The organism is Streptomyces sp. HSS9-12 (assembly GCF_054963655.1).
In genome coordinates, this window is sequence record NZ_JBUEGC010000023.1 from 35,954 (window position 1) to 50,545 (window position 14,592).

Consider the following 14,592-nt stretch of genomic DNA (forward strand, 5'->3'; position numbering starts at 1 on the left):
TGGCCGGGTGAACGAACACGAGGCCAATCGGTCACTGGCACCGTAGGTGGCAGGCGGCTGCGGAGGGTGCGCACGGGGCGGCCGGGCGCCCAGGTTCCTCCTAACGGGCTCACCGGATCGCCTCAGCATGGCGGCGCTCGGTGGAGCGCCCGGGCGGAGCGCTCGCGCCTGCCGTCCGGGCGGGGCGCCCTCAGGCAGGGTCGCCGAGATGGGTCGGGGCGAACATGCGCAGCAAGGCCGGAAGGACCACGACGGAGGGGCCGGGCGCGGCCAGCGCCGCCGCCAGATCCTCGCTCAGCCGCTCGGGGAAGGTCCGTACCGCGGGCACGCCGAAGGACTCGGCGAGCGCCACGAAGTCCGGGCGGGCGAGCTCGGTGGCGGTTGCCTCCCCGAAGGTGCCGGTCATGTACTCGCGGAGAATGCCGTAGCCGCCGTCGTCGACGATCAGCCAGGTGACCGGCAGGTCGTACTGCCGGGCGGTGGCCAGCTCGGCGATCGAGTACATCGCGCCGCCGTCGCCCGACACCGCCAGCACCGGGGTCGTACGGTCCGCCGCCGCGGCGCCCAGCGCGGCGGGGAAGCCGTAGCCGAGGCCGCCCGCGCCCTGCGCGGAGTGCATCGCGCCCGCCCGCGGGTCGAAGGCGGACCAGGCCCAGTACGCGAGGATCGTCATGTCCCAGAAGCTGGGGGAGCGGTCCGGCAGCGCGGTGCGGACGGCGGCGAGGACCTGCTGCTCCAGCTGCAGGTCTTGCACGGCGATCCGGTCCCGTACCCGCGCGAGCAGCTCACTCGCCAGCTTCGCGCCGTCCCCCTCGGGTCGCGGTGCGACCGACTCTGCGAGCGCGGCGAGAGCGAGCCGGGCGTCGGCGTGGATGCCCAGAGCCGGATGGTTTGACTCCAGCTTGCCGAGATCCGCCTCGATCTGGATGACCCGGCCGCGCGGCGCGAACGTGTGGTAGTTCGAGGAGAGTTCACCGAGGCCGGAGCCGACGACGAGCAGGACGTCGGCCTCTTCGAGGAAGTCGGTGGTGTGCCGGTCCTCCAGCCAGGACTGCAGGGACAGCCGGTGCTCCCAGGGGAAGGCACCCTTGCCGCCGAACGTCGTGACCACGGGCGCGTCCAACTTCTCGGACAGCGCGCGCAGCTCGGCGTGCGCCCCCGCCCGTACGACGCCGCCGCCGGCCAGGATCGCCGGCCGCTTGGCGTGGTTCAGCAGCCGTACGGCCTCGGTGATCAGCTCCTCCCGGGGCGCGAGCGGACGAGGCGCGGCGGTGAGCGAGCGCACCGGCGGGATTTCGGTCGGGCCCAGCAGCACATCCTGCGGGATCTCCACCCACACCGGTCCGCATGGGGCCTCGAGGGCGGATGCCCAGGCGGCGGCGAGCGCGGAGGGGATCTGGGAGGCCGCACGGACGATGTGTACCGACTTCACCACGTCGCGGAAGGACGCCTGCTGGTCGGTGAGTTCGTGCAGGTAGCCCTTGCGGCCGCCGCCGAGGCCGGCGGTGGGGATCTGGCTGCTGATACCAAGCACCGGGGCGGACGCTGCGGCCGCCTCCTGGAGCGCGGCGAGCGTCATGAGGGCGCCGGGGCCGGTCGAGACCAGCAGCGGAGCGACGCTGCCGGTCACCCGGGCGAAGGCGTCCGCGGCGAAGCCGGCGTTGTTCTCCACCCGCAGGCCGATGTAGTCCAGGCGCGAACGGCGCAGCGCGTCGAAGGTGCCGAGCGCGTGCTGTCCCGGCAGCCCGAAGACGGTGGTCGCGCCGAGGGCGGTCAGGGACTCGACGACCAGGTCGCCACCGTGGCGCTGCGCGCTGCTCATCTATGCGGGCCTTTCTTGGTTGGTGCGGTGCGGCTCCGCGGGGCCGGCCAGATCGAGCCTGCGGAGTGTTGTTCAGCCCCGCCCACCCGCCCCAGTGATGGGGCCAGGTGGGCGGGTGGTCCGGCGCGGTGCGCCGCGCGACCTGTCGGGGGAGTCAGGCCTGGGCGGCACCGGCCGGAGTCGGAGGCGTCGGCGTGACGGGGGTCCACCCGCCCCATGACCATGGGGCGGGTGGCCGGGAATGCTCGCGCCGACGGGCCGTCAGACCTCAGGCGCCGGCCGGGGCCGGAGCCGTCGCCTCGGCGGCCGGCTCCTCGGGCGAGACCTCGCCCGCGAGCCGCTTGCGCCAGGCGTCCAGCACCGCCGCGTCGGTCGGCTTCGTGCTCAGGCTGACCACCACAAACGCCACCAGCGAGGCGAGCAGGCCGTAGTAGATCGGCTCGTTGGCGAGGATGCCCTTCCAGGCCATCAGGGCGATGACGGCCACACCGCCGACCGCGACCGAGGCGAGCGCGCCCGCCACGGTGCCGCGCTTCCACACCAGACCGCCGAGGATCGGCACCAGCAGTCCGCCGACCAGCAGGTTGTAGGCCACGGTCAGCGCCTCGACCACGTTGTTGAGCGAGATGGCGATACCGACCATCGCGATGCCCATGATCAGGATGAAGAGCCGGTTGCCCTTGACCTCGTCGTGCGGCTCCCCGCCGGTCGTGGGCACCACCTTGCCGCGCAGCCGCGACCAGATGTCGTTGTTGGCGACGGTGGCGCAGGCGATAAGGGCACCCGAGGAGGTGGACATCACCGCGGACAGCGCGGCGGCGAGCACAAGTCCCTTGATGCCGATCGGCAGGGCGTCCTTGACGATGGTCGCGAACGCGTCGTCGGCGCTGTCCAGGTGCGGGTAGAGCACCTTGGCCGCCGTACCGATGACGGCACCAGCCACCGCGTAGGCCAGGCAGTACGTGCCGGCGGCGGTACCGCCGAGCTTGGCGACCTTGTCGTTGCGGGCAGTGAAGACGCGCTGCCAGATGTCCTGACCGATGAGCATGCCGAAGGTGTAGATCAGCACATAGGTGAAGACCGTCTGCCCGCCGATGCTCATGGGCGAGAAGTAGTCGTGCGGCAGCTGGGCCTTCATCTCGGCGAAGCCGCCCGCCTTCACGACCGCGATCGGGAGCAGCAGGAGCAGCACACCGATGGTCTTCACGACGAACTGCACCATGTCGGTGAGGGTGATCGACCACATGCCGCCGAGGGTCGAGTAACAGACCACGATCGCGCCGCCGAGGATGATCGCGAGCGTCCGGTCGAGGCCGAAGATGACATCGAAGATGGTCGCGTAGGCGATGGTCGAGGTCACCGCGAGCATGAGGGTGTACGCCCACATGACGACGCCGGAGATCAGACCGGACGAGCCGCCGTAGCGCAGGTCCAGCATCTGGCTGACCGTGTACACCTTCAGCCGGGAGATGCGGGCCGAGAAGAAGATGCTCAGAGCCAGCAGGCCAAGGCCGATGGAGATGACCATCCAGGCGCCGGAGAGCCCGTACTGGTAGCCGAGGCCCACACCGCCGATGGTGGACGCACCGCCCAGGACGATCGCGGCCATGGTGCCGGAGTACATGCTCGGCCCCAGCCGGCGGCCCGCGACCAGGAAGTCGCTCTTGGACTTGGAGCGGCGCATTCCCCACCAGCCCATGGCCAGCATGCCCGCGAGATAGATAACGATGACCGCGTAGTCGACAGCCATGGCCACTCCCCAACCATTCGTGGAGACGGATGTTTATGAGGCACTGACGATAGGTCTCGGCCATGTGGCGGAGAAGTGTACGTTTGCTCCACCATGGAGCCGGGGACAGGACGAAACAGCCATGAGGCATCCGTGAACGACGCCGTACCGCCCACCCCGCCGGTCCTTCTGCGGACCCTGCTGGACCGGGCGGACCTCGGTTTGCGGCAGGTCGCCGGACCGCGCCAGGAAACCCTGGTGTACGCGGTGCACACCAGCGAGATGGACGACCCGGTCCCGTACCTGCTCGGCGGGGAACTGCTGCTCACATCGGGACTGCACCAGGCCGTCGAGGCCGCAGGGCGTGAACCCGCGAAGCCGCAGGAGTCGACCGAGTACTGGGAGCGCTACGTCGCCCGCACCGTGCAGGCGGGAGCGGCCGCGCTCGGATTCGGCGTCGCCCCGGTGTACGCCACCGTCCCGCAGGCACTGATCGATGCGTGCGAAGGGCATGAGCTGCCGCTGGTCGAGGTCCCGCCGCAGACGCCTTTCACGGCCGTCGCCCGAGCCATGTGGCGGGCCATGGACGAGGAGCGGCACCGAGAGCTGACCCGCATCTCCGAAGCCCAGCAATCCCTCGCCCGCGCCGCTGCCGGCGCCAATCCCGTACCGGCGCTGCTGCGGCAGCTGGCCCAGTACCTCGGCGGGTGGGCCGTGCTCCTCGGTCCGGACGGAGCGGAGCTGGCGGCGGCCGGATCGCGGCCACCGCAGGAGGCGCGTACGGAGCTCGCCTCGCTTGCCGCCCGGCTGCGCCGCGGACCGTCCTCCGCGGCAGGCACCGCGGCGGGGCTGCAGCTGACGGCGTACGGCCTGACCGGCCCGGCCGGCTCGGCGGAGGCACGGCCCGCGCTCGGCGTGTGCGCGGAGCGGCGCGAAAGCATCGGCGGGGCGATCGCCGGTGTCGCCGTCGTGCTGCTGTCGCTGCTGACGGCCCCGCGCGCGGCGAGTGTCGACGCGGACCGCTCGGCGGCCCTGGTACGGCTGATGCTCGGCGCGGATCCGGCCCAGGTGGCGCCTCTGCTGACCAGTGCCCTGTCGGGGCCGGCGGCTGCCGGCGAGGGCACCGCCGGGCGGAGTCCGGCAGCCCTGTGGACGGTGGTGCACGGGCGCAGGCGGGGGCGCGCGGCAGCAGGCAATGCGCCATTGGCGGCGGCCGCCCTGTCAGCCGGCCTGGGCACAACCCTGCTCGATCTCAGCGGGGAGGAGTTCCGCGCGATCGTCCCCGGAACGCACGCCGTGGCGGCGCAGCCCGGCTGGACGGTCGGCGTCGGCCCGTCGGTTCCGGTCGAGCAGCTGGCCCGCAGCGACGCCGAGGCCGCGCGGGCGCTGCGCCGGGCCGTCGCCGAGCGGACCCCGCTCGTACGCAGCCGGTCCGACGCCGTGGCCGGGTTCTCCGCGCTGGTCGCCCCGGAGGAGGCGCGGGCCGTGGCCGCCGTGCGCCTCGGCCCGCTCGCCGACTCGCCGGCGCTGCTGGAGACCCTGCGGGTCTGGCTCTCGCTGCACGGCAGCTGGGACCGTACGGCGGTGGCCCTCGGTATCCACCGCAACACCGTCCGCCAGCGGATCGCCCGCGCCGCGGAGCTGCTCGCTACGGATCTGGGCGACCCGGATGTGCGGATGGATCTGTGGTTCGCCCTGAAATGGCTCTGACCCTCCACCGTGGCGGGGAACGGTCGCCACGGGTGAGGGTCGGAGGGTCAGAGCTCCGGGACGCCTGAGCTGCGGCTGGGCGTCAGATCTTCGTCCAGGCCTCGGTGAGGACACCGCGGATGATCTGCTCGATCTCGTCGAAGGTCGACTGGTCGGAGATCAGCGGCGGGGACAGCTGGATGACCGGGTCGCCACGGTCGTCGGCGCGGCAGTACAGGCCGTTCTCGAAGAGCTTCTTCGAGACGAAGCCGTACAGAATGCGCTCGGACTCCTCGTCGTTGAAGGACTCCTTGGTGGCCTTGTCCTTCACCAGCTCGATGCCGTAGAAGAAGCCGTTGCCGCGGACGTCGCCGACGATCGGCAGGTCGTTCAGCTTCGCCAGGGTGCCCAAGAACGCCGCCTCGTTGTCCAGCACGTGCTGGTTCAGGCCCTCGCGCTCGAAGATGTCGAGGTTCGCGAGCGCCACGGCCGAGGAGACCGGGTGGCCGCCGAAGGTGTAGCCGTGCAGGAAGACGTTGTCGCCCTTGAAGAACGGCTCGGCGATGCGGTCGGAGACGATGGCGGCACCGATCGGGGAGTAGCCCGAGGTCATGCCCTTGGCGCAGGTGATGATGTCCGGAACGTAGCCGAACTTGTCACAGGCGAACATCGTGCCGAGGCGGCCGAAGGCGCAGATGACCTCGTCGGAGACGAGCAGCACGTCGTACTGGTCGCAGATCTCGCGAACCCGCTGGAAGTACCCGGGCGGCGGCGGGAAGCAGCCACCGGCGTTCTGCACCGGCTCCAGGAAGACCGCGGCGACGGTCTCGGGGCCCTCGAAGAGGATCTGGGCCTCGATCTGGTCGGCGCACCAGCGGCCGAAGGCCTCGGGGTCGTCGCCGTGGATCGGGGCGCGGTAGATGTTGGTGTTCGGCACCTTGTGCGCACCGGGAACCAGCGGCTCGAAGGGGGCCTTCAGGGCCGGCAGACCGGTGATGGACAGCGCACCCTGCGGGGTGCCGTGGTAGGCGACCGCGCGGGATATGACCTTGTACTTGGTGTGGTTGCCCTTGAGCTTGTGGTACTGCTTCGCGAGCTTCCACGCGGTCTCGACCGCCTCGCCGCCGCCGGTGGTGAAGAAGACCTTGTTCAGGTCGCCCGGGGCGTAGTGCGCCAGGCGCTCGGCCAGCTCGACGGCCTTGGGGTGGGCGTAGGACCACACCGGGAAGAAGGCCAGCTCAGCCGCCTGCTTGGCGGCGACCTCGGCGAGCTCCTGGCGGCCGTGGCCGGCCTGCACCACGAACAGGCCCGCGAGCCCGTCGAGGTACTTCTTGCCCTCGTCGTCGTAGATGTAGGTTCCCTCGCCGCGGACGATCGTCGGCACGGCGGCGTTCTCGTACGACGACATGCGGGTGAAGTGCATCCACAGGTGGTCGTACGCCGTCTTGGAGAGGTCGGCGCTCATGGCTATCTGGTTCCCCAGGTGTAGGTCTGCTTGCGGAGCTTGAGATAGACGAAGCTCTCGGTGGAGCGCACGCCGGGAAGCGTGCGGATCCGCTTGTTGATCATGTTGAGCAGGTGGTCGTCGTCCTCGCAGACGATTTCCACAATGAGGTCGAACGAGCCCGCAGTGATGACCACGTACTCGACCTCATCCATCTCGGTCAGCGCGTCCGCGACCGGATCGAGGTCACCTTCGACGTTGATGCCCACCATCGCCTGCCGCCGGAATCCCACCGTGAGGGGGTCGGTGACGGCGACGATCTGCATCACGCCCTGGTCGAGCAGCTTCTGCACGCGCTGCCGGACGGCGGCTTCGGACAGGCCCACGGCCTTGCCGATCGCAGCGTACGGACGGCGCCCGTCCTCCTGGAGCTGTTCAATGATCGCCAGGGAGACGGCGTCAATCTGCGAGTTGCCGTTCTTGTCATGAGTGGCCACGCAGACCACTGTGCATGAGGACTCGGCAGTCTGGCAACCCTGAATCAATGAAATCCGTTGTTGACCTCATCGCATCTCACTGATTTCGTTGTTCCGGGGTGGCGGGTATGTCGAATGCGTCACCTTCATGATTAGTGTGGTGTCTCACCCATTGGAATCTGCAAGGAGGGGTGGCAAGTGACCACCGAACTGCGTCGTCTGCGCAACTACATCGACGGGGAGTTCCGGGACGCCGCCGACGGGCGTACCACTGAGGTGGTCAATCCGGCCACGGGTGAGGCGTACGCCACGGCACCGCTGTCGGGCGCCGCGGACGTCGACGCCGCCATGGCGGCCGCCGAGGCCGCGTTCCCGGCCTGGCGCGACCTGGTACCCGGCGAGCGCCAGAAGGCCCTGCTGAAGATCGCGGACGCGATCGAGGCGCGGGCCGATGAGCTCGTCGCCGCCGAGTCGGAGAACACGGGCAAGCCGCTGGGCCTCACGGCGTCGGAGGAGATCCCGCCGATGGTGGACCAGATCCGCTTCTTCGCCGGTGCCGCGCGCATGCTGGAAGGCCGCTCGGCCGGCGAGTACATGGACGGGATGACCTCGATCATCCGTCGTGAGCCGGTCGGCGTCTGCGCGCAGGTCGCGCCGTGGAACTACCCGATGATGATGGCCGTGTGGAAGTTCGCCCCGGCGCTCGCCGCGGGCAACACGGTCGTCCTCAAGCCGTCCGACACCACCCCGGCGTCGACGGTCCTGCTCGCCGAGATCCTCGGCGAGATCCTGCCCAAGGGCGTCTTCAACGTCCTGTGCGGCGACCGTGAGACCGGCCGCCTGATGGTCGAGCACAAGACCCCCGCCATGGCCTCCATCACCGGTTCTGTACGGGCCGGCATGCAGGTCGCCGAGAGCGCCTCCAAGGACGTCAAGCGGGTCCACCTGGAGCTCGGCGGCAAGGCACCGGTCGTCGTCTTCGAGGACACCGACATCCCCAAGGCCGTCGAGGACATCTCGGTGGCGGGCTTCTTCAACGCCGGCCAGGACTGTACGGCCGCGACCCGCGTGCTCGTCCACGAGTCCATCCACGACGAGTTCGTCGAGGCGCTCGCCAAGGCCGCCGCCGAGACCAAGACCGGCCGGCCGGACGACGAGGACGTGCTGTTCGGCCCGCTCAACAACGCCAACCAGCTGAAGCAGGTCAGCGGGTTCATCGAGCGCCTGCCCGCCCACGCCAAGGTCGAGACCGGCGGCCACCGCGTCGGTGACAAGGGCTACTTCTTCGCTCCGACCGTCGTCTCCGGCCTCAAGCAGGACGACGAGATCATCCAGAAGGAGGTCTTCGGCCCGGTCATCACCGTCCAGAAGTTCACGGACGAGAAGCAGGCCATCGAGTACGCGAACGGCGTGGAGTACGCCCTCGCCTCCTCGGTGTGGACCAAGGACCACGCGCGTGCGATGCGTATGTCCAAGGCCCTCGACTTCGGCTGCGTGTGGATCAACACCCACATCCCGCTGGTCGCCGAGATGCCGCACGGTGGCTTCAAGAAGTCCGGCTACGGCAAGGACCTTTCGGCGTACGGCTTCGAGGACTACACCCGCATCAAGCACGTGATGACGTCGCTGGACGGCTGACCTTGCTGGCTGCGTAGCTGCCTCGTACGGGCCCCGGGACACAGCCGTGTCCCGGGGCCTGTGCGTATCCGGCCGGGCTGGTGCTCCGTCATCAGCGTGTGATATGGGGAACCTTCGCGGTCAGGGCCGGCGCAGCCCGCGGGCCAGGGTGTGGCCCGCTACGCCCGTGAGTGCGGCGAGCGCGCCTCCGGCCCGGTCCAACCCAGCGGATCTGATCGACCAACGAGCGCTGCTCAGCGGTCGGTTACAGCAGCCAGGCGTTGGCGTATGCGTCGATCTCGGCGGCCAGTTTGGCCTTGGCGGGCTGGTCCAGGAACGATGCCTCGACCGCGTTCTTGGCGAGGGCCGTGAGACCCCGCTCGTCGAGGTCCAGCAGCCGGGCCACGACGCCGTACTCGCTGTTGAGGTCGGTGCCGAACATGGGCGGATCGTCGCTGTTGATGGTCACCAGCACACCGGCGTCCACCATCTCCTTGACCGGGTGCGCGTCGAGGTCGGTCACGGCGCGCGTGGCGATGTTGGACGTCGGGCAGACCTCGAGCGGGATGCGGTGCTCGGCGAGGTACTCCAGCAGCCGGGGGTCCTGGGTGGCGCTGGTGCCGTGCCCGATGCGCTCGGCGCGCAGCTCCGTCAGCGCGTCCCAGATCGTCTGCGGGCCGGTGGTCTCGCCCGCGTGCGGAACGCTGTGCAGTCCGGCCGCGATGGCCCGGTCGAAGTACGGCTTGAACTGGGGCCGCGGCACGCCGTTTTCCGGTCCGCCGAGGCCGAACGACACCAGCCCTTCGGGCTTCAGGTCGACGGCGATCCGCGCGGTCTCCTCGGCCGACTCCAGCCCTGCCTCGCCGGGAATGTCGAAGCACCAGCGCAGCACCACGCCGAGCTCGGTCTCCGCGGCCCGCCGGGCGTCCTCGATCGCCTCGACGAAGGCGGCATCCGGGATGCCGCGCCGGGTGGAGCTGTACGGCGTGACCGTCAGCTCGGCGTAGCGGATGCTCTGGCGGGCCATGTCGCGGGCGACCTCGTAGGTCAGCAGCCGGACGTCCTCGGCGTCGCGGATGAGGTCCACGACGGACAGATACACCTCGATGAAGTGGGCGAAGTCCCGGAAGGTGAAGTAGTCGACCAGGGCCTCGGGGTCGGTGGGGACCTTGGAGTCGGGGTGGCGGGCGGCCAGCTCGGCGACGATCCGGGGGGACGCGGACCCGACGTGGTGCACATGGAGCTCCGCCTTGGGCAGCCCGGCGATGAAGGTGTGGAGATCGTGCATCGGTCCTCCTGGGACAGCCGTCGAGGCGGGGCAGTGGGGGCACCCCCGGCCAGCGTCCGGGGGAGGGATCCGGCGAGATCATCGTAGGCGGGGCCGGGTGGAGCCCGGGCACGCAGGCCAGGTGCAGGCCGTAGCATGGCCGGACGTCCACAGGGGAGGATGATGTCCGACAACGCCGAAAGGCCTCAGCAGGCCGAGCCGCGCGATCCATGGGCTCCGCCGGAACAGCAGTCGGTGTCGCTGGACAAGAAGCAGCAGGACACGCCGCGCCGGCAGGTACCGCGCCCCGGCATACCGCAGGACGCGACGCCTGCGGCGGCCGGCCGGCCGACGGCCGGCGGGCTGCCGTCCCCGCCCCCGGGGCCGTACGGCTCCTACCCCGGGACCGGCGCTGTGCCACCGCCTCCGATCGCGCCCACCGGGCCCGGAGCTCCGGGAGGCTATGAAGCCGGTCCGTACGGCGGGTCCCCGTACGGTGGCGCCGGCCCGTACGGCAGCGCGGGATATGGCGGCAATCCGTACGCGGCGGGCGCCCCGGCCGGATATCCCGGTTACCTGGGCTACCCGGGCGGCTACGGCTGGCATCCCCTGCCCCCGCCGCCGAACAACGGCCTCGGTGTGGCCGCGCTGGTGCTCGGCATCCTGTCCGTCGCCCTCTTCATCACCAGCGTCTTCGCGATGATCCTCGGTGTCCTCGCGATCATCTTCGGGGCGATCGGCCGGGCAAAGGCGTCGCGCGGCGAGGCGACCAACGGCGGGCAGGCGCTGGCCGGCTTGATACTCGGCGTGGCCGGCATCCTGGTGGGTGCCGCACTGGTGACCGCGATCGTCATCGACGAGAGCAATAACGCGGACCCCTCAGGCTCGAGCGGGGACTCGTACTCAACCGCGCTCGTCGTCGACGTGAGGCGCTAGCGGCAAGCCGCTCCCGCGCCTCCATCACCGTGAAGCCGAGCAGATTCAGACCCCGCAAGCGGGCCGGATCATGCGCACGGTCGTCGTCCGCGGCCAGGCCGATCCCTCCATATCCGGTCCAGCGGGCTGCCCGCGGCCGGAGGCCGCTGATGTCACTGCCACCAGCACCTTGTTGCCCGTGTTCAGCAGATACGACCGCGGAGCGGCATGCTGCCCGAACGTGTGCAGACTGCCCGCCGGCACGATCTCGTACCGGTGCTGCCGCCAGGTCTCCTCGTCGAAGCCGCGCACCAGGCGGTCGGCCTTCTTCGCGGCAGCCGGGCTGGTGGCGCTGGATCGCCGCTCGCTCCGCCTCGGTGTCCCCGAACAGCCGGGCCTTGCCGGCCATCATCCAGTGCTCCGCGGTCGCGTACGTCACGCCGTCGACCGCGAACGGCGCGGGCCACCTCCCCTGGCCTGCGGCATGGGGGACCCCAGACTGAAGCACCCGGGCCCGATCGCCCCGTCCCGCCGCGGCGCATGCCCCAGAAATGCAGGTACTGGATCCGCTCGCCGCGCGCAGCCCGCTCGGCCAGCTCCTCGACCCGGGTGTCCCGGGCCTGTTCCCCCCGTTCCCCGTGAAGTTTCATGCAGTTGAGTGTGACAGCCGCCACTGACACTGCGTACGCAGGTCAAGATCACGCCTCGACACAATGAACAGATTCCGTCGCGTAATCAAATGGAAACAACGGAATCCCTTGTTGCAGGCACGTGGTTCTGTCAGGATCAGCGTTCACATTGAGCTGGAGCTACGCCTTGCCGCTTTCGCGGGGACGGCGGAGGAGAGCGTCATGAGCAATCCCTTCCAGGCAGCGGAGCGCTTCGCGGACGGAGTGCAGTACATCGACGGGCGGCTGCGGCCAGGTACGTCGGGCCGTAAGCACGCGGTGATCGATCCGGCGACGGGTGAGCCGGTCCTGACGTACGAGCTGGCCGGCACGGCCGACGTCGACGTCGCCGTAGAAGCGGCCCAGCGGGCCTTCCCGGCCTGGGCGGGTGCGACCCCCGGCGAGCGCTCCGACGCAATGCACCGCTTCGCGGCTGCCCTGGCCGAGCGGGCCGGGGACCTCGCGGACGCCGAGACGCTGCAGTGCGGCAAGCCGATCAAGCTCTCCACCGAGTTCGATGTGCCGGGCACGATCGACAACACCGCCTTCTTCGCCGGAGCGGCCCGCCATCTGGAAGGGAAGTCCGCGGCGGAGTACAGCGGCGACCACACCTCGTACATCCGTCGCGAGCCCATCGGCGTCATCGGCTCCATCGCCCCCTGGAACTACCCGCTCCAGATGGCCGCCTGGAAGGTCCTCCCGGCCATCGCCGCAGGCAACACGATCGTCCTCAAGCCCGCGGAACTGACCCCGCTCACCTCCCTGATGTTCGCCCAGGCGGCCACCGAGGCGGGCATCCCCGACGGCGTGATCAACATCGTCACCGGCGCGGGCAAGGAAGCGGGCGAGCACCTGGTGGGCCACCCGTCCGTCGCCATGACCTCCTTCACCGGCTCCACGGCCGTCGGCAAGCGCGTCGCCGAAATCGCCACCGGCACCGTCAAGCGCCTCCACCTCGAACTCGGTGGCAAGGCCCCCTTCGTGGTCTTCGACGATGCCGACCTGGAAGCCGCGGTGCACGGCGCGGTCGCCGGCGCGCTGATCAACACCGGGCAGGACTGCACCGCCGCCACCCGCGCGTATGTCCAACGCCCGCTTTACGACGCCTTCGTGGCCGGTGTCGCCGAGCTGATGGCGACCGTGCGCCTGGGCGACCCGTACGACCCGGGCACCGACCTCGGCCCGCTCATCTCCCACACCCAGCGGGACCGCGTCGCCGGCTTCGTGGAGCGGGCCCGTGCCTACGCCACCGTCGTCACGGGCGGCGAGGCTCCCGGCGGCGATCTGGCTCAGGGCGCGTACTACCGCCCCACGCTCATCGCCGACGCCCCCCAGGGCAGCGAGATCGTCCAGTCCGAGATCTTCGGCCCGGTGCTGGTCGTCCTCCCCTTCGACAGCGACGAGGACGGCATCGCTCTCGCCAACGACACGGCGTACGGACTCGCGGCCTCCGCCTGGACTCGAGATGTCTACCGGGCCGGACGGGCCACCCGCGAGATCGCGGCGGGCTGTGTCTGGGTCAACGACCACATCCCGATCATCAGTGAGATGCCGCACGGAGGCTATAAGGCCTCCGGCTACGGCAAGGACATGTCGGCCTACTCCTTCGAGGAGTACACGCAGGTCAAGCATGTCATGCAGGACATCAGGGGCATTGCCCACAAGGACTGGCACCGGACCGTTTTCGGGGACCGCTAATTCATTCTGGAAGAGGCTGGAACATGACGGAGCAGTACGAACCCCTGTCGGAGCCCGTACGCAAGGCGATGATGCGCAGCCTCACGTCGGGGCGCGGAGCGCTGGGCCGCCGCAATTTCCTGGCTGCCGCCGGGGCCATGATGGGCATGGGAGCGCTCGCCGCGTGCGGAATTCCGCCGGCCGGCAAGAAGGGCGACGACCCGAAGTCGGCCGACGTCTCCGAGAAGGAGAAGCTGGTCAACTTCTCCAACTGGCCGCTCTACATCGATGTCGACGACAAGACCAAGCGCCGCCCGACCCTTGAGGCCTTCACCAAGAGAACCGGCATCAAGGTCGCATACAAAGAGGACATCAACGACAACAACGAGTTCTTCGGAAAGGTCAAGCCGCAGCTCGCCGCGGGCCAGGACACCGGCCGTGACCTGATCTGTCTCACCGACTGGATGGCCTCGCGGCTGGTCCGCCTCGGCTGGGTGCAGAAGCTCGACCCCGCCAATCTGCGCAACGCGATCGGCAATCTCCAGCCGCAGTACCGCAACCCCGACTGGGACCCCGGCCGCACCTACTCCTACCCCTGGGCCGGCGTGATGGCCGTGGTCGCCTACAACAAGAAGGCGACCAAGGGCAAGAAGATCGAAAGCGTCTCCCAGCTGCTCGAGGACAAGTCCCTCAGGGGCCGCGTGACCATGCTCACCGAGATGCGCGACACCATGGGCATGGTGCTCCTCGACATGGGCAAGAAGCCCGAGGACTTCACCGCGGACGACTTCGACGCAGCCCTTGCGAAGGTCCAGAAGGCCGTGGACAACAAGCAGATCCGCAAGTTCACCGGCAACGAATACGGCCAGGAACTCGCCGACGGCGACATCGCGGCCTGCGTCGCCTGGGCCGGTGACCTGATCCAGCTTCAGGTCGACAGCCCCGACATCGAGTACGTCATTCCCGAGGCGGGCGTGACCCTCGCCAACGACAACCTCATGGTGCCCGTCAGGGCCCGGCACAAGAAGAACGCCGAGCTGCTGATCGACCACTACTACCGCCCGGATATGGCCGCCCAGCTCGCCGCGTATGTGAACTACATCAGCCCGGTCACCGGTGTCCACGACGAACTGGCCAAGATCGACAAGGAACTGGCGAACAACCCGCTGATCGTTCCCGACGCCAAGCTGGCCGCCAAGGCACATGGATTCCGCGCGCTCTCCGCGAAGGAAGAGACCGCGTTCGAGGAGAAGTTCTCCAAACTCATCGGTGCCTGAGGTGAAAGACG

At 69.6% G+C, this 14,592-nt stretch carries 10 protein-coding genes and 1 pseudogene; 5 read left to right on the forward strand and 6 right to left on the reverse strand.

Annotated features, from left to right (window positions below):
- Positions 1 to 190 precede the first annotated feature (190 nt).
- On the reverse strand, positions 191 to 1,822 hold the full coding sequence (locus ACY34J_RS14690; RefSeq protein WP_462726921.1) for a thiamine pyrophosphate-binding protein: 1,632 nt from the start codon (positions 1,820 to 1,822) through the stop codon (positions 191 to 193).
- A gap of 268 nt (positions 1,823 to 2,090) precedes the next feature.
- On the reverse strand, positions 2,091 to 3,572 hold the full coding sequence (locus ACY34J_RS14695; RefSeq protein WP_462726920.1) for a sodium:solute symporter family protein: 1,482 nt from the start codon (positions 3,570 to 3,572) through the stop codon (positions 2,091 to 2,093).
- A gap of 132 nt (positions 3,573 to 3,704) precedes the next feature.
- On the opposite strand from ACY34J_RS14695, the gene ACY34J_RS14700 reads away from it, so the two are divergent.
- Positions 3,705 to 5,261: a PucR family transcriptional regulator gene (locus tag ACY34J_RS14700; RefSeq protein WP_462726919.1), complete on the forward strand. Its 1,557-nt coding sequence runs from the start codon at positions 3,705 to 3,707 to the stop codon at positions 5,259 to 5,261.
- An 82-nt stretch (positions 5,262 to 5,343) separates the two neighbouring features.
- On the opposite strand, the gene ACY34J_RS14705 is transcribed toward ACY34J_RS14700, so the two are convergent.
- Both ACY34J_RS14705 and ACY34J_RS14710 read right to left on the reverse strand, forming a co-directional pair.
- On the reverse strand, positions 5,344 to 6,705 hold the full coding sequence (locus ACY34J_RS14705; RefSeq protein ID WP_462726918.1) for an aspartate aminotransferase family protein: 1,362 nt from the start codon (positions 6,703 to 6,705) through the stop codon (positions 5,344 to 5,346).
- 2 nt (positions 6,706 to 6,707) lie between these two features.
- On the reverse strand, positions 6,708 to 7,181 hold the full coding sequence (locus tag ACY34J_RS14710) for an Lrp/AsnC family transcriptional regulator (RefSeq protein WP_462726917.1): 474 nt from the start codon (positions 7,179 to 7,181) through the stop codon (positions 6,708 to 6,710).
- Between the two features lie 177 nt (positions 7,182 to 7,358).
- Between ACY34J_RS14710 and ACY34J_RS14715 the strand changes: the two genes are divergently transcribed.
- Entirely contained in the window at positions 7,359 to 8,798 is a 1,440-nt protein-coding gene (locus ACY34J_RS14715; protein WP_462726916.1) for a gamma-aminobutyraldehyde dehydrogenase, read from the forward strand.
- A gap of 244 nt (positions 8,799 to 9,042) precedes the next feature.
- On the opposite strand, the gene ACY34J_RS14720 is transcribed toward ACY34J_RS14715, so the two are convergent.
- The gene (locus tag ACY34J_RS14720) at positions 9,043 to 10,065 is read right to left on the reverse strand and encodes an adenosine deaminase (RefSeq protein ID WP_462726915.1); all 1,023 of its coding nucleotides are present in this window, start codon (positions 10,063 to 10,065) and stop codon (positions 9,043 to 9,045) included.
- Between the two features lie 135 nt (positions 10,066 to 10,200).
- Here ACY34J_RS14720 and ACY34J_RS14725 point away from each other — a divergent pair, with 135 nt between their 5' ends.
- Positions 10,201 to 10,980, forward strand: a complete 780-nt coding sequence (locus ACY34J_RS14725) for a DUF4190 domain-containing protein (protein WP_462726914.1) — start codon at positions 10,201 to 10,203, stop codon at positions 10,978 to 10,980.
- Here ACY34J_RS14725 and ACY34J_RS14730 read toward each other — a convergent pair.
- A pseudogene (locus ACY34J_RS14730) lies at positions 10,895 to 11,609 on the reverse strand (NADAR family protein). The gene ACY34J_RS14725 and the pseudogene ACY34J_RS14730 overlap by 86 nt on opposite strands.
- A 201-nt stretch (positions 11,610 to 11,810) precedes the next feature.
- On the opposite strand from ACY34J_RS14730, the gene ACY34J_RS14735 reads away from it, so the two are divergent.
- Both ACY34J_RS14735 and ACY34J_RS14740 read left to right on the forward strand, forming a co-directional pair.
- Entirely contained in the window at positions 11,811 to 13,325 is a 1,515-nt protein-coding gene (locus ACY34J_RS14735; protein WP_462726913.1) for a gamma-aminobutyraldehyde dehydrogenase, read from the forward strand.
- 23 nt (positions 13,326 to 13,348) lie between these two features.
- Positions 13,349 to 14,581 carry a polyamine ABC transporter substrate-binding protein gene (locus ACY34J_RS14740; protein ID WP_462726912.1) on the forward strand — a complete coding sequence of 411 codons (1,233 nt, stop codon included), beginning with the start codon at positions 13,349 to 13,351 and terminating at the stop codon, positions 14,579 to 14,581.
- Positions 14,582 to 14,592 lie beyond the last annotated feature (11 nt).